This window comes from Photobacterium sp. TY1-4 (assembly GCF_025398175.1).
Lineage (GTDB): Bacteria > Pseudomonadota > Gammaproteobacteria > Enterobacterales > Vibrionaceae > Photobacterium.
The window spans coordinates 547,400-562,911 of record NZ_CP099735.1 but is presented as its reverse complement, the minus strand read 5'-3'; the positions used below and the strand labels follow the sequence as shown (position 1 = coordinate 562,911).

Below are 15,512 nucleotides of genomic sequence, written 5' to 3'. Positions count from 1 at the left end.
GACTGCTCTTAGAATTGTTAATTACTTCATCGGATTATAAGTGCCACATTCTTGTGTTGTCACGCCTTTAATCGGTTGGGGATAGCGATTGGAGAGCTTGATAACGATCGCATTGCGCTTATTATGAGCCTGGTCACATATGCTTCGGGAGTGTGACGTCAATTCGGTGCCGGTTCGTTACACGAGGGCGGGTTCACGTTTTTGGCGCTGCAAAACTCAAATCTTAAATTCCATATTTAATAAACAAATCTACGTCATCCTTGATACTTCTCGCTGTGCAATTGAAATATTTTTGCTTCGAGTTGAAATAAATTAAGGTCAAACTCGGCTTAGAAAAGATAACTTACAAAACTAAACAATATTAACAATGTTTTAACTTAGATCTTACCGTGCTCGATGAATCATGCGGTTAGCTTGTTACAAAATGTAAATAAATGAAAATTATGCAAATTATCAGGATTCGTTCGGGTGGGGGTGAGTATGAAAAATGTACAAGTCATGGGAAAATAGCCCGGTAAAGAAAATTCTGGTCGAAAGTTGTGTTATTTGTGATTTGGGTTGGGGTGAAACCATGAAGTTCGTGCTGATTTTCCTATTGTCTACTGTCGGTGGCGTACTTTCCGGCGAACATTTTCATTCATTTATGGCCGGTTTTGGTATCGCCGCAATGGCGGTGGGTACGGGGTACTGGCTGGCATTCCGTTGCTCGACTCGTTACCCGCAATTGGCTTTGCTGATGCTACTGATGGGGATGATGGCGAAAATGGGCGTTACCATCACTGGCGTTATGTGGGGGATGGAAGCGAAGTTGATTAACTCGCCGATTGTGTTTGCACTGTCTTACCTGTTCTTCTCGATTGTGGTGACTTACCTGTATTCAAGGCTGCGTGAGTTCCAGATGGCGCGGGTGAAAGCGGCAGCTCCTGCGGGGCCCATGACTCAGCTTGCTACGCAGAACTAATATTTACCGGATAAATAACAAAAGAATTTCAACGAAAAAGCGAGCCTCGGCTCGCTTTTTTCTCATTACCAACTCGTATTTATTGCTCGTTTCAGGCTGCCGTGCATTGCACGTTCGTGGCCGGGGATAGCGGCCATGAGTGCAACTTTGCAGTACGTCACTGCGGGCTACACTTTTTGAACGCCCATTTGGAAGACGCCGTGCACGTCATTCGCGGGGGTCAAGAGCGTGATATTGGCTTTATACCCGGCGGCGATTTTTCCATATTCATCATCGATATTCAGCGCGCGCGCAGGGTAGAGGCTGGCCATCCGCAACGCTTCTTCCCGGCTGACCCCGACTTCGTGGATCAGGTTTTTCACACCTTCAATCATGGTAATTGCGGCGCCGGCAATCGTGCCATCCGCGTAGTGGCATTTTCCGGCCGTGACATAGGCTTTGGTGCCGGCCATGTCATACTCTGCCATGTCCGTCCCGGCTGGCGTCACCGCATCGGTGACCATAAACAGGCGATCGCCTAATACCTGATGCGCGATCCGAACCGAAGCGAAGTCAGCGTGGATCCCATCCACAATAATCCCGGCGTAGGGTTTTTTGTCAAAAACATACCCGACGGCGCCAGGTTCACGAGAGCCAAAAGGACTCATGGCATTAAACAGGTGGGTGGCCATGGTGATCCCATGCTTATTGAGCAGTTCATCATATCGGGCGTTGGTGTGGCCCATTGATACCGTAATGCCGGCCTCGGTCAGAATATTGATGACGGACTGTTCGCAGTTTTCCGGCGCTAAAGTGATCACCTTAATTTTATCGGCATGATCAGCCAGATAATAGGCGGTCATTTCGTCGAGGTGACGAATATGAATCGGATCGTGCGCGCCTTTTTTAGCTTTGCTAATAAAAGGCCCTTCCAGGTGGAGGCCGAGAATTCCCTGGGCTTCCCGGGCTTCGATATCTCCGATCAGGTCGATGACCTTGTGCATGGGCTCTTGGTCACTGGTGATAAATGTCGGCAGGTATTGGGTGGTGCCGTGACGCAGGTTGGTCTGGTTCATGATATCCAGCGTTGACTGTCGGATATCGGTATTCAACAGTACGCCCCCACAGCCGTTCAATTGAATGTCGATAAAACCGGCTGTAGCCGTCAGGCCGCTGGCATCCAGGGTGGCTGCAGGCAACTGAACCTCTTGCATTGGGCAGACGGTTTGAATTGTATCGCCTTCGATGATAATCGCTTGATCTTTGATCGTGCGGCGGCCGTCAAATACATCAACGTGGGTTATGGCAAACATAAGTTTCTCATTTATCAAGTCAGACTCACCTCGAGCACGGGTATTTGACTGCGCCATGAGCGCGGTGTCGAGGACCGGAATTACTTATTTTTCTATATAAAATAAGATAGCGGTCCATGTAAGGTCGAGTCAAGACATCGGCGATAAATCTGTATTGAATATCAAATTATATGTTGTAATCATGTTTCACGACGGTGTTCTCGGGTTAACAAAGACGTTGAGGTGACGCCGGTCCAGTGGGTATTGATATAGTCAATCAGGGCCAGCGCACGCTCGGATAACAGTTTGCGCTGGGGATGGAGGATCACTAGGTCTGTGCCTTCCATTTGCCATTCCGGTATAACTGCTGCCAGTTCATGACGGTGGATGAGCTCCGTGGCATACCATTCCGGTAGCTTGGCAATCCCGAATCCCGCCGCCGCGGCGTAATGGACCGACTCCAGCTCATCGGACTGAATCCGGGCGTTATGGACCATCTGGAAGGTTTCGCCGTCGGGGTGGCGGAAGAACCATTTATGTGCCGGATTCGAGGTTAACAGGTGATGCTGATGCAGTTGGTTGGGATGCGTCACCGGCGGGTGCGTGTCGAGGTATTCACGGCTGGCACATAGCAGGGATGGATTGTGGGCGATCCATTTCTGGATCCAGTCAGATGCCGGCTGTTTGCCAAATCTCAGCGCGATATCGATGTCTCCCCGCATGTAGTAATCCAGTTGGTTCCCAAGCTGAAAGCGCAGTTGAACTTTCGGATGCAGACGGGCGAACTCCAGCGCCAGCTGACCAATCGGATGCTGGATTGGATTAATCGGCGAGTTCATCACAATTAAACCGGACAGCTGCTCCTTCTCTTCAGCAATATTGATCAGTCGGGTTTCGATATCGTCAAACAGTGTAGAGAACTGTTGTACGAAGAGCTGGCCATCTTTGGTCAGGCTCATCTCTTTGGCATGCCGCAGCAGCAGCTTACGCCCGGTATCGGTCTCGAGCTGCTGGACCCGGCGGCTGAGGGTGCTGGTGGGTATATTCTTTTTACGTGCGGCAGCCGCAAAGCTGCCCGATTTCACTACCGCCAGGAAAAGTTCTAAATCATCAAGTTTCATCGTCTCGCTGAAGATCCCATTTATGGAACTTTGAGGTTCATTATATCCTATTTTCGAGAGTTTAAAGTTGCATTATGCTTGCCGTCGCCACAAGAAGGAGGATACATGTCGCCAAAAACGATTTTTGCTAGTGTCGCTTTAGTGATTGCACTGGGATCTTTAGAAAAAAGTATTGTTACCACGCCATTGCCGATCATCGGGCAAGAGATGGGGGCCGGGCAGGCATTGACCTGGGTGATCACGGCTTATTTACTTGCGGCGACGGCGGTCTTGCCGGTATACGGCAAGCTGAGTGATATTTTTGGCCGGGTCAAAATGCTCAATATGAGCGTTATCTTATTTGTACTGGGCTCTGTTGCTTGTGGTTTGTCTCAGGATCTGACTTCACTCGTGGCTTCCCGGATACTGCAGGGCATTGGCGGCGGTGGCTTGATTGCCTTGGCCTTTACGGTGATAGCCGACAGCATTCCTGCACGAGAGGTCGGGAAATACCAGGGCTATATCTCCGCAGTTTATGCGGTGTCCAGTATTGCCGGGCCGTTGCTGGGGGGCTTTTTCGCCGAGCAGCTTAGCTGGCGCTGGGTGTTCTGGATCAACCTGCCGCTGGGCGGCCTGGCGTTGTGGCTGATCAACACTAATCTGAAACACCTGAATCAGGGACGCCAAAGCCCTTTCGACTGGATCGGTGCCGGATTGTTGATGGTACTCACGACGCTCTTACTTCTTATGCTTTCACCGGAATTAACCTTTGATCGCACCGGCGTGATTGTTCTGTTCGTTGTGTTTGTCATGGCATTGGTGCTGGTGGAGCGAAAGGTTCACGATCCCATTTTGCCCGGCAGACTGGCGAAGTTGCCGGGTTACCTCACCAGTGTGATCCTGATTTGTTGCTCTCAGTTGCTGATGTTTGCGGTGTTGGTGTATCTGCCGCTTCAGATGCAGTGGCAACAGGGGATGTCGGCTTTTGACAGTGGTTTGATGATGATGGCCTTTATGGTCAGCATCACGGGAGGTGCTTATCTGGGAGGCCGCCGAATCGCGAAAACCGGTTATTACAAGTCATTCGTCGTAGTAGGCTTCTTCTTTGCGGCCGTCGGCTTGTTTGCCCTGTATCTCGGCTGGTTGCCGGTGGTGGCACTGGCGTTGGCGGGTGCAGGACTGGGATTGACCTTACCGTCATTGAGTGTCGTGGTGCAGAATGTGTTGCCGCCGGAGGACCGCGGGATCGGGACATCCATGTTCAACTACGGCCGGGAATTGGGCGGTGCGATTGGCGTGGCGATTTGTGCCATGTTGTTTCACAGCAAAGTGCCGGTGGTTGTCGGCGAAGGCAGCACTCTGAGCCCGGATGCGATTGATCCGCAACGCTTGGCGCAGGCATTCAGCCTGATTTATGTCGGCATGGCCGGGGTGGGGGCGGTCGCCTTGATTGCAACCGTAGTTGCCCTCAAGGGACAGGCGTTGTCGCGTGAGGTGAAAATCTCCTCGTCGCAACCGGCTGATGAATCGAAATAAGCTTTAGTCAGGAATAACGGCTTGATCCCGTTTGGCAGATCATCGTGTGCTGAGGCACAATACGCCTCCTTTTGAGCATTGTTAGTTTTTGCTGCTGTGGGGCGGCAACTAGAGAGGATGAATATGACTTGGGGTGATTGGCCGCTGATCCTGTCCAGCGTGCTGGCTCAATTAACCATTGGTGCTTTTATTGTGCTGGGGCTGTTGATTTTCAGCGGCCGACTCTGTTTTGGTCAAAGTGATCGCCTTCATCGAACCATGCCGGTCTTCTGGTTGATGTTGTTCGTGGCAATCGTCTTCCGTGAAGCTGATTTTATGTTGCAGTCGCGCGATGACAGCTACAGCTTTACCCGGGAAGCTATGCTGATCTTTGTCTTTTTTGCGATGGCATTGCTCTACTGGTTTGCGGAAAAAGCGTTGTTTGCCAGCGACGCACTCCGCAAAGCTGGGCTGTTGTTGGTGATGCTATGTGGGCTAGGGTATTTGGGACACGGCGTTTGGATTCGGGACGAACACTGGCAGGAAGTGGTTCACTTTACGGCGACTACCTTGTGCGGCGGGGCGCTTCTGGCTCACGCGGCACTGGTGAAAGCCGAGCACAAAGTCGCGGAAGTAGACCGTTATCTGCCGAAGCTGGGCGCTGGCATCGCGGTGATCTGTTTTCTCGTAGGCGTGCCACAACTGGCCACCCTGGCTGGTGACGTGGAGCAATCGGCTGGGCTGTTTGTTGCGCAGATGCTGAGTCTGGGTTTGTTGCTGGCTTCGGTTGGTGTTTGGTTGATGCCGATGTTGACGAAAAGCAAGCCGGCGCTGCCGGTGATGACATTCGCCCTGGTGTTGGTGGCTGGGTCCGCTTTGGGAGCCGGGATCGGTTAATCCAAGCGGAGATTCAATCAGAATGGACAGAAAAGCCGGTGAAGAAATTCACCGGCTTTTCTTTTTTTTAGCGGTATCACTTGATCAGGCTGAGGATCTCTTTGAACTGTTCGCCTTCCGCAATCGCTTGTAGCTCAAACAGGACCATCTCGGTACAGGTGAGGCCGGCACCGGCTTGTTGCATTTTGTTGAGGGCGATTTGTCGGTTGTTGGCCTGGCGCGAGGAAACTGCATCGGCCACCACTTCAACATGGTATCCGGCATCCAGCAATTCTCTGACTGTCTGGTAGACACAGATGTGCGCTTCAATCCCGACAACGATGACACTCTTGCGACCGGTTGCCGCTAAGGCTGAGACAAATTCCGGTGATTTGTAACAGCTGAAACTGTTTTTGGCGATGGGCGCGTGTTGTTGAAGATGGTCGGCAATCTGCGGGATAGTCGGGCCAAGTTTATCCGGCAACTGCTCAACCCATACGATGGGCAGTTCGAGTACCTTGGCACCTTTCACCAGCGTTTCTAAGTTACGGAACAGAGAATCCCGCTCATCCATGAGTTGCGCAAGTTTGCCCTGAACATCGACAATGACAAGCGTGGTATCGTTTGCATTCAGCATGATTGTGTCCTTTTATATGGCGTTACAAGCAGTTAGCATAGTTGCTTTTGCCAGCTTCTCTATTGGATTATCGTCTAACTGTGAGCCAGACCCGGCTATCATCACACCATTAATCCCGTTGCTTGAACCCCGAGAACTCGATCCCGGCCAGGCGTGCCATCTCATGATCCCAGGTCGCCAGATCGTCCTTGTCGAATTGATTCAAATGGCAGTGACCACAGGCGCGCGCCATCACTTTCATCAGCTCAGTCGAGGCGGTGAGAAAGTTGGTCAGTTGGTGCGCAGCTTTCTCCGGATTCAGTTTCTGGCGCAGGTCGGCATTTTGAGTGGCGATACCCGCAGGGCAGTTGTTGGTGTTACAGATCCTGGCCGCGACGCAGCCGATCGACTGCATGGCACTGTTGGCGATCGCAACCCCGTCCGCCCCCAAGGCTAGTGCTTTGACAAAATCCATCGGGGTTCTGAGTCCGCCGGTGATGATCAGCGTGACCTGATCCGACATGCCTTGTTTATCGAGAAAATAGCGTGCCCGGGCCAGGGCAGGAATCGTCGGCACGCTGATATGATCGCGGAAAATCTGCGGCGCTGCCCCGGTGCCGCCGCCGCGACCGTCCAGAATGATGTAGTCGGCCCCAGCCTCCAGCGCAAAGCCCATATCCCGTTCGATATGATTGGCACTGAGCTTAAAGCCGATCGGGATCCCGCCGGTGAGGTCGCGAACATGATTGGCAAATTTGGCAAAATCAGCAGCGGTTTTTAAGTCGGTGAAGGTGGCCGGTGAAATGGCTTCGGTCCCTGGCTCCAGACAACGGGTTTTGGCAATTTTATCGATGTTTTTTGCCGCGGGCAGGTGACCGCCGGTGCCGGTTTTAGCCCCCTGGCCACCTTTAAAGTGAAAGGCCTGCACTTTGGGTAACAAGCCTTCGTGATAGCCAAATTTGGCACTGGCTAGTTCGTAGAAATACCGGCTGTTGGCTTGTTGCTCTTCAGCCAGCATGCCACCTTCGCCGGAGCAGATCCCGGTGCCGGCTTGCTCAGCGCCCATTGCCAGGGCGATTTTGGCTTCTTCGGATAAGGCGCCGAAGCTCATATCGGACACTAGCAGCGGAATATCCAACACCAGCGGGCGCTTGGCCCTGGGACCAATCACCAGCTCGGTGCCGACTTTGGCTTCATCCAGCAGGGGCTTGGTTGCCATCTGAGCCACCATGATCTGAATGTCGTTCCAGTCGGGCAATAGGTAGCGAGGAACGCCCATCGCGGTCATCGGACCGTGTTTCCCCATCCCCGCAAGCCCTTCACGTGCCAGCTGGTGAATAAAAGCCACGGTTGGCTCTTCTTTGGTGGGTTTGGCTTCCGGCATGGATTGTTTGTCGGCAGAGGGGCCCGGGCCTTCTTTGCCGACATCTTCAGGACTGAAGCGCCGATGGGTGCCGTCGCAGAAGGGGGCGTTCGCGGTATGTTTGCAGGCACACAGGTATGCATCGCCGCTTTTTTCAGCCTTGAATTTCTTCGGGGTAAAGTCAGTGCCGGCGTGAGAGCCGTCGCAAAATGGCTGGTTGGCGGAGCGGCCGCAACGACAGAAGTAATATTCTTTGCCCTCAACTAAACTAACTTTAACAGGCTGGTTATTGGCAACGACAGGTTTGCTCATGCTTTTTCCTCCATACCGGCAACGTCGTGAATCCAGACACGTTTTTGATGGGGTTGTTGATAGAGTATGGGGGAGGACGGGCGAATTTGCAGGCACGCGCTCTTTACAGCCGCATCAATTCGCGGAACAATGGGCGCGCATTAACTATTAGGTAACGTTTGTAGAATTATGGCTGAAAAAAAAGCAAACCCTTTGACCGATTTGATTTTTAACGTCATCGTCCCGTCTGTCGTGCTGATGAAACTCAGTGGCGAAGAGCATCTGGGCTCTCTGATGGCCCTGCTGGTGGCACTGGCATTTCCTGTGGTCCTGGGTGGCTATGAGCTGATTAAATACAAAAAGTTTAACTTTATCTCGCTGTTGGGTTTTGTCAGCGTCTTGCTGACCGGTGGTATCGGACTACTGGAACTGGATGCTAAATGGCTGGCTGTCAAAGAAGCCCTGATCCCGGGTTTGATTGGTGCCGGGGTATTCATCTCCACGTTCACTAAGTACCCGGTTGTCAGCAAACTGCTGTTCAACGATACGGTCCTGAACCTGGATGTTATCAAGCAAAAGCTGACAGAGCACGGCAAAGAGAAAGACTTCGCCCGGTGTCTGATTAAATCTAACTACCTGTTCTCGGGTACGTTTGTCTTCTCCTCTGTGATGAACTACGTGCTGGCGACCACGATTGTGACCAGCCCATCCGGCACACAAGCTTTCAATGAAGAGTTGGGTAAGATGACGCTGCTGAGTTATCCGATGATCGCCATTCCATCCATGGTGATGATGATGGGGATCTTCTACTTCATGTGGCGTCAAATCCGCCAGATGACGCAGCTTGAAACCGCGCAGATTTTCAAAACTCAGTAGAACTCGCGCGGTAATCCACCCCGTTGATTCTGAAAACCAGCCCCGGCGGCTGGTTTTTTATTGCCAGGTGCTTGCCTGTCGCCGTGATTTATCGCACACTTTGCCCGTTTTTGATAAGTGACATTAGGTTTGCGATTATGGCTTCAACAGCAGCAGCGCTTCATATTCTGGTTAAACACAAAGAACAAGCCGACGATATCCTGAAGCAATTGAAAAAAGGCGCGAAATTTCAGACGCTGGCAAAGAAATATTCCACCTGCCCATCCGGCAAACGGGGCGGCGATCTGGGTGAGTTCCGCAAAGGTGCCATGGTCCCGGCGTTCGACAAAGCCGTTTTCACCGGCAAAGTCCTGGAACCAGTCGGACCGGTCAAAACCAAGTTCGGGTATCACATCATTAAGGTGCTGTACCGGACTTAATCGATTCACCACCTTCTGCGATTGATGTAGAAAACGTCAGGGCACGGGCTTGTTGTACTCGTGTCCGCTCTCCCTCCTTTTATTGAATCTCACCCTTCGTAAGCTCTTTCGTTGTTTGTCCGGACCACGCAGAACTCGCCTGAATGACTGGCTATCTTTTGAACAGCCTTGCGCAGGATGTTCACAGGCTGATTTCGTCTATACCAAGTCGATTCAATTGATGAGGTTTCTGGGCATGATTTTAAACGCGCCATATTTGAGGGATCAGGTTCGAGTCATCCAATGTATCAACTCACTGTATATCGACAATATCAGAGAGTGACAGACATCTTTTAGCGAGCGGGGACGAGATTTCAACTGTCTGTTGAGTAACCAGAAATCTAATTTAGATTATGTTTGATTCAAATTTCAATGACAAATTGATAGGTCAGTCATGCTTGTCTATGATTATTGTTATTTCAGTTAAATAGATATTGGTGGCTGATTTAGCGGTGGGACATCAATTATTTCCAATAGTTGAGATTATTGGTTTCTGCCTCTCGTCTCTGCCGCTCATTGTTTCGTGGAAAATAATTTTCACGAGTCCCGACCTTTTTATTTGCATGATTCCTAAACGTAAAATCCTGTGAGAATAAGACATGGATTTGGCGACGATATTACTGGTCCTCGTGGTCGTTCTGGTCGCAGCATTCGATTTTACCAACGGCTTCCACGACGCTGCCGATATGGTGGCCACTGCGATCGCCTCGCGCGCGATGAAACCGGGAATGGCTATCGGTATTGTTACCTTTTTCACCTTTATTGCCCCCTTCACCGTGGGTTTGGCAGTCGCGGATACCGTGGGCACCTTTGTAGATGTGAGTGCTGTAACCACCATCAAAGGTGAAAGCCTGGTCATTGCAGCCCTGCTGGCTGCTGTGTCCTACAATCTGGTTACCTGGTGGTTGGGCTTTCCCTCGTCATCTTCCAATTCCCTTGCCGGCGGACTGGTGGGGGCTGGGCTCTACTGCGTGGGCAGTGCGCATATCGCCTGGGGTGTGACGGCTTTACAGAACGGGTAGCTTGAGGGCGTGATGAAGGTCGTTGTGGGGCTGTTTGTGTCGCCTTTCTTTGGCTTTGTCATCGGTTATCTGGTGCTGAAGCTGTTTTTTCTCATGCTGCGCCGAACGACGACGAAGATAAATAAAGTCTTTATTCTTTCCCAATATGTGAGTGTCGCCTGGCTCGGGTTTTCCCATGGCGCCAATGATGCACAGAAGGGCATGGCTGTCATCGGTATGATGTTACTGGCAAGCGGCGCCACAGCCGAGTTTTCCATTCCGGTGTGGGCTATCTTTTTGTGTGCCTCGGCCATTACTCTGGGGACCATGTTTGGTGGTTGGCGTATTATCAAAACGCTCGGCTTCGGTCTGTTTCGTGTGAGGACCATTCATTCAGTGGCTAATCAACTGGGTTCTGCACTGGTCAATACCATTGCCACCATCAGTGGTGCCCCGACTTCGACCACGCAAGTCGTGACGGCAACGTTGCTGGGGAATGGTGCGGCAGAAAAGCCGCAGCATGTGAAGTGGCGCACGGCGCGGGGGATCGTCGCAGGGTGGTTGATGAATGTACCCGTATCCATGGCGCTGGGCTGGTTGTATTGTTTCCTGTTTATCAAACTGTGGGGGTGAACATGGGGTTTATACAGAAATTCATTCTGCCCAAAGATGTAGATTTAGTCGCGGCACTGCAGGCCCAGACTTTGGCCACCAGAAACATCGTGCACGACCTCTATGCCGCCTACATTCTTCATGAAAAAGAGGCTTTCAATGCTATCAATAACGATACCAGCGAAACCAGTGCGATTAAGGACAAAAATATGAAGGAACTGCTGGATGTCTTTATTGCTCCTTATGATAAGGAATCCGTGTTCCGTATCATCACCCAGCTCGATTGGATAGCGCTCAGTGTGAAACACTTCGTTGTTGAAGTGGATGCATTTCACGATAAACAAACGCTGGATGTTTATCGTGATATCTTTGAACTCCTTAAAGAGATGGCAAGCCTGCTGGAAGATGGGTTCAAGCAACTCACTAAAAAAGAACTGCCCAGCATCGCATTGATTCATGACAAGTATGATCTAGTGGTGGAATACCGGGCTCAGCATGTTGCGAAGCTGTTAGAACAAGAAGATGTGAAGCACATTATTATTCATAATGAAATTCTGTCTCAGTTGAAGGAAATTGCAAAGCGCATGCACGTTACAGCCAACACGCTGGAGGATATGGCGATCAAGCTCATGTGAGCTTGATAACATCTCTTATCCGGTGACCAAATTCATCGTATCACGACAACTAAACCACTCGTTCACAGTCAGCGAGACTGGCTTCCCGAAACCCGAATGAGTGCTTTTTGGGCGGCAGGGGCGCATAAATCAATTTGGGAAAGATCGAACCATTCCATCACTTCAATTTCTGCATTCGGTGCAAGTTCCCCGCGAAAGTCTGCGGTATAACAATGCATGGTCAGTTGCGTGTTGTCTAAACCGTATGCAATGTCTTCGATCGAAAATTGATGGCGGATCGTATCGACTTTCAATTCAATCCCTAATTCTTCTTGAATCTCGCGTTGCAGGCCGAGCTCGTTGGTTTCACCAGCTTCGAGTTTGCCGCCAGGAATGAAGAACTTGTCTTTTCCTTTGGTTTTCACACACAGCAATTTATCGCCATCCTGGTGAAGCCATGCCACGCTTTTCAACTGATGCATATCAACCTCCTGAAAGTGATCGTTTATCCCATCTCGTTCGGATGTCGCTACGACAGCATGGTTGTCCTCTTGCGACGTGGCTCAGTCTACAGTATCTGCCTCCATATTCAAATTGTTGCACTTTCGTTATTATTCGTTTTGCTCTGTTCAGGGATACACTCAACATTTTTGTAAACAGGACAATCGTTAGTGGGATTGGCCGTTGTGGACTATTCAACAAAGCCTGGATTTTCGCGAATTAAATCAATTGTCTGTTCACAGCAAGGGCGTACACTTTGAATAAAGGTAATCGAAATGCGGTGAATAAAATGAAACGGATATCAGTCCTTGGGTTGGCTGCCCTGGTGTTATTTGGCTGTGGGGAGCAGGTGCCGACGGAGGCGCTGGGAACATTGGAGCGTGACCGCGTCACACTAACGGCCACTTCCAGTGAAATCGTGCGGGAGCAACCAATCAAAGAAGGCGAATTTGTCACGCAGGGCCAGGTGCTGGTGAGGCTTGACGACAAGCAGCAACTGGCGGTCCTTGCAAGGGTGAAGGCCGAAGAAGCAAAAGCTGCGGCTTATCTGCTACGGTTGACCAACGGGGAGCGCCCGGAAGATATTGCTGCGGCTCAGGCGAATCTGGTGCGAGCTGAAGCAACGTTACGCGAAGCCAACAGTAACTATGGCCGGATTGCGCGTCTGGTTGAGCAGCGGTTGGTGAGCTATTCAGAGCGGGACAAAGCCGTGGCTGAACGGGACGCAGCTCAGGCCGATTATCGCTCCGCCCGCGAGCAACTGGCCAAACTGACCAGCGGGGAGCGCCCGGAAGATATTACCCAGGCCAAAGCGGCGCTGGAAGCAGCCCAGGCGGAAGTCGTGTTACAGCAGCAGATTTTGCAAGATTTGACCGTGGTTGCGACGCGGGACGGCGTGCTGGACAGCCTGCCGTATAACGTGGGGGAGCGGGTCAGCAGCGGGAGTATTGTCGCCGGCATTCAGGCCGATACGGTCCCTTATGCCAGGGTGTATGTGCCGGAGCCTTACCGGATCCGGTTGAAGGCGGGCGATGTACTCACGGTTCACATTGATGGTTTGGAGCAGAGCTATATTGGCACTTTACGCTGGATTGCAACGGAGCCTGCATTTACGCCGTACTACGCACTGAACGAACAGGATCGCGCTCGTCTGGTCTATCTGGCAGAAGTCGATTTGCCGCAAGAGGCCAAGAGTTTGCCTGCCGGGGTGCCGGTGCAGGTGGAGATGCCGCTATGACGGACTTTGCCATTGTCGCGGAGCAGTTGACGCGAAAGTTTGGTGACTTTACGGCTGTCGACAGTCTGGATCTCAAAGTGCCGAAAGGCAGCATTTATGGCTTTTTAGGTCCGAACGGCTGCGGGAAGTCGACCACCATCCGGATGCTGACCGGCTTGCTGAGCCCGACCGCCGGCAGCGTTAAGGTGCTGGGACTGGATATTCCCCGTGAAGCTGAGGCGCTCAGGCTGCGCATCGGCTATATGACCCAGAAATTCTCTCTCTATGAAGATTTGACGGTGCGGGAAAACCTCGATTTTATCGGCCAGATCTTTGGGATGTCACGCAAGGAGCAGAAGGCGCGGATCGCCGAGCAGCTTTCGACCTACGGTCTGGACCGCATGGCGCGGCAACGTGCGGGAAGTATGAGTGGTGGGCAAAAGCAGCGCTTAGGTCTGGCAGCGGCAACCATGCACCGGCCCAGCTTGCTGTTCCTGGATGAGCCGACGTCTGCGGTCGATCCGGAGAACCGGCGCGACTTCTGGGAAAAATTGTTTGATCTCAGCGATCAGGGCACCACGATTCTGGTGACCAGCCATTATATGGATGAAGCCGAGCGTTGCCACGGTCTGGCAATTATGGAAGCGGGCGTAGTACGGGCCGACGGGCCGCCGGAAGCCTTGATGAACAGTATGGGCGTCAATGTGGTGGAAGTGCTGGCTGATCAATTGCGTTCGTTGAAAACGGATTTGTTGAAAAAGCCGGAAGTGCGCTCTGCCGCACAACTGGGGATCCGGCTGCGGGTGCTGATTGACCAGCGAGTGGCTGATCCGCTGCGCTGGTTAGTATCGGAATTTCCTCATTTGGCGCACTGTGAAATGAGTCTCGCCCGGCCGAGTCTGGAAGATGTGTTTGTGACCAGTACCGGGGAGGGACGACAATGAAAAGCGTGTTCCGGATGAGCGCCATCATGATCAAAGAGCTCCGCCAGCTGTCCCGGGATCGGATCACCTTTGGGATGGTGGTGATGATCCCGCTGATCCAACTGATGCTGTTTGGCTATGCCATTAATACCGATGTGCGGAATATTCCGGTGGCCGTAGTGGATCAAAGCCATTCTGCGGTGGGGCGGGTGATCACCGAAGCAGTAAAAGCGACGCAAGTGGTGACGGTGACCCGGCATTTCCCGACGGTGGTGGAAGCCGAACAGGCGATCAATACGGGGCAGGTCAGGGCGGCGCTGGTGCTGCCGTCGGATCTGACCCAGCGCATTGTGAAGCGGGAGACGGTCGGCCAATGGCTGGTGGATGGCTCTGATACTATGGTCAGCTCCGCACTGTTGCAGCTGCAACGCATGCCTCTGCAAGAGCTGGCGAATTACCAGCCACCCAGCGCATCGACCTTTGAAGTGGCTTTGTACTTTAACCCGTCCCGGCGTTCAGCCGTGAATATTGTGCCGGGGCTGCTCGGGGTGATCCTGACCATGACTATGGTGCTGTTTACTTCGGCTGCAATTGTCCGTGAACGTGAGCGGGGCAACTTAGAACTGCTGATCACCACGCCGGTCCGGCCGCTGGAACTGATGATTGCGAAGATCATTCCTTACATCTTCGTTGGCCTGATCCAGGTGGGGATTATTCTCGGTCTGGGACACCTGATTTTTGATGTTCCGATCAACGGGGCGCTGTCTCAACTGTTGCTGGGCACTTTGCTGTTTATTGCGGCCAGTTTGACGCTGGGGTTGATGATTTCAACGGTGGCACAAACCCAGCTGCAGGCGATGCAGATGACGGTCTTTATCCTGCTGCCATCCATTCTGTTGTCCGGGTTTATCTTCCCCTATGAGGCGATGCCGAATGTGGCGCAGTGGATTGCAGAAGTCCTGCCCGCGACGCATTTTATGCGCATGATCCGTGGGATTGTCTTGCGCGGTGCTGATTTGATGGAACTTTGGCGTGATGCGTTGTGGATGGTTGGTTTTAACATGCTGGGCTTACTGTTGGCGTCACTGCGATTCAAGAAATCATTGGATTAGTGTCGGGAAGTGCTGGACATCCAATTGTCATGCTGCTGTGGTGGTATACGTTGCTGAGTTAAAAAAGGTGGCCGGGACACATTCATGAAGTTCACAATTGAATGGGGGTAAAATTGCTGGATTCCGGTCCCGGCCACTTAAAATAAACACGGATACAGATCGTCGACAAGTGAATTGCCGTCACAATCGGGGTTACGTGTTGTACT

The 15,512-nt window shown here is 52.0% G+C and carries 14 protein-coding genes and 1 pseudogene; 10 read left to right on the top strand and 5 right to left on the bottom strand.

The window, feature by feature from the left end:
* Positions 1-571 precede the first annotated feature (571 nt).
* Complete coding sequence (locus NH461_RS19220) at positions 572-961, top strand: NADH:ubiquinone oxidoreductase (protein WP_261604589.1); 390 nt, start codon at positions 572-574, stop codon at positions 959-961.
* A gap of 167 nt (positions 962-1,128) precedes the next feature.
* Here the strand turns inward: NH461_RS19220 and nagA are convergent, their stop codons facing one another.
* Positions 1,129-2,253 carry an N-acetylglucosamine-6-phosphate deacetylase gene (nagA, locus tag NH461_RS19215; RefSeq protein WP_261604212.1) on the bottom strand — a complete coding sequence of 375 codons (1,125 nt, stop codon included), beginning with the start codon at positions 2,251-2,253 and terminating at the stop codon, positions 1,129-1,131.
* Between the two features lie 179 nt (positions 2,254-2,432).
* Positions 2,433-3,353, bottom strand: a complete 921-nt coding sequence (locus NH461_RS19210) for a LysR family transcriptional regulator (RefSeq protein ID WP_261604211.1) — start codon at positions 3,351-3,353, stop codon at positions 2,433-2,435.
* 105 nt (positions 3,354-3,458) lie between these two features.
* Here NH461_RS19210 and NH461_RS19205 point away from each other — a divergent pair, with 105 nt between their 5' ends.
* On the top strand, positions 3,459-4,868 hold the full coding sequence (locus NH461_RS19205) for an MDR family MFS transporter (RefSeq protein WP_261604210.1): 1,410 nt from the start codon (positions 3,459-3,461) through the stop codon (positions 4,866-4,868).
* 123 nt (positions 4,869-4,991) lie between these two features.
* Entirely contained in the window at positions 4,992-5,744 is a 753-nt protein-coding gene (locus NH461_RS19200; protein ID WP_261604209.1) for a dimethyl sulfoxide reductase anchor subunit, read from the top strand.
* 76 nt (positions 5,745-5,820) lie between these two features.
* Here NH461_RS19200 and NH461_RS19195 read toward each other — a convergent pair whose 3' ends face one another.
* Both NH461_RS19195 and NH461_RS19190 read right to left on the bottom strand, forming a co-directional pair.
* Positions 5,821-6,360 carry a hydrolase gene (locus tag NH461_RS19195; RefSeq protein WP_261604208.1) on the bottom strand — a complete coding sequence of 180 codons (540 nt, stop codon included), beginning with the start codon at positions 6,358-6,360 and terminating at the stop codon, positions 5,821-5,823.
* A 109-nt stretch (positions 6,361-6,469) separates the two neighbouring features.
* Positions 6,470-8,014, bottom strand: coding sequence for a glutamate synthase-related protein (locus NH461_RS19190; protein WP_261604207.1), 1,545 nt, complete (start codon positions 8,012-8,014; stop codon positions 6,470-6,472).
* A gap of 168 nt (positions 8,015-8,182) precedes the next feature.
* Between NH461_RS19190 and NH461_RS19185 the strand changes: the two genes are divergently transcribed.
* From NH461_RS19185 to NH461_RS19165, 4 genes and pseudogenes are all read left to right on the top strand, one after another.
* A complete protein-coding gene (locus NH461_RS19185; protein WP_261604206.1) occupies positions 8,183-8,869 on the top strand; it encodes a VC0807 family protein in 687 nt (228 codons plus the stop codon).
* A 137-nt stretch (positions 8,870-9,006) separates the two neighbouring features.
* Positions 9,007-9,288: a peptidylprolyl isomerase PpiC gene (gene ppiC / locus NH461_RS19180; protein WP_261604205.1), complete on the top strand. Its 282-nt coding sequence runs from the start codon at positions 9,007-9,009 to the stop codon at positions 9,286-9,288.
* A gap of 638 nt (positions 9,289-9,926) precedes the next feature.
* Positions 9,927-10,961: pseudogene (locus tag NH461_RS25850) on the top strand (inorganic phosphate transporter).
* On the top strand, positions 10,886-11,575 hold the full coding sequence (locus tag NH461_RS19165) for a DUF47 domain-containing protein (protein WP_261604202.1): 690 nt from the start codon (positions 10,886-10,888) through the stop codon (positions 11,573-11,575). Before NH461_RS25850 ends, NH461_RS19165 begins: the two are co-directional and overlap by 76 nt.
* A 68-nt stretch (positions 11,576-11,643) precedes the next feature.
* On the opposite strand, the gene NH461_RS19160 is transcribed toward NH461_RS19165, so the two are convergent.
* Complete coding sequence (locus NH461_RS19160; protein WP_261604201.1) at positions 11,644-12,036, bottom strand: NUDIX hydrolase; 393 nt, start codon at positions 12,034-12,036, stop codon at positions 11,644-11,646.
* A gap of 308 nt (positions 12,037-12,344) precedes the next feature.
* On the opposite strand from NH461_RS19160, the gene NH461_RS19155 reads away from it, so the two are divergent.
* From NH461_RS19155 to NH461_RS19145, 3 genes are read left to right on the top strand one after another with little or no spacing between them, the layout of a single operon-like run.
* Positions 12,345-13,292, top strand: coding sequence for an HlyD family secretion protein (locus tag NH461_RS19155; protein ID WP_261604200.1), 948 nt, complete (start codon positions 12,345-12,347; stop codon positions 13,290-13,292).
* Positions 13,289-14,215, top strand: a complete 927-nt coding sequence (locus NH461_RS19150; RefSeq protein WP_261604199.1) for an ABC transporter ATP-binding protein — start codon at positions 13,289-13,291, stop codon at positions 14,213-14,215. The genes NH461_RS19155 and NH461_RS19150 overlap by 4 nt, the downstream gene beginning before the upstream one ends.
* Positions 14,212-15,306 (top strand): ABC transporter permease, encoded by a 1,095-nt coding sequence (locus tag NH461_RS19145; protein WP_261604198.1) that lies wholly within the window; start codon positions 14,212-14,214, stop codon positions 15,304-15,306. Before NH461_RS19150 ends, NH461_RS19145 begins: the two co-directional genes overlap by 4 nt.
* Positions 15,307-15,512 lie beyond the last annotated feature (206 nt).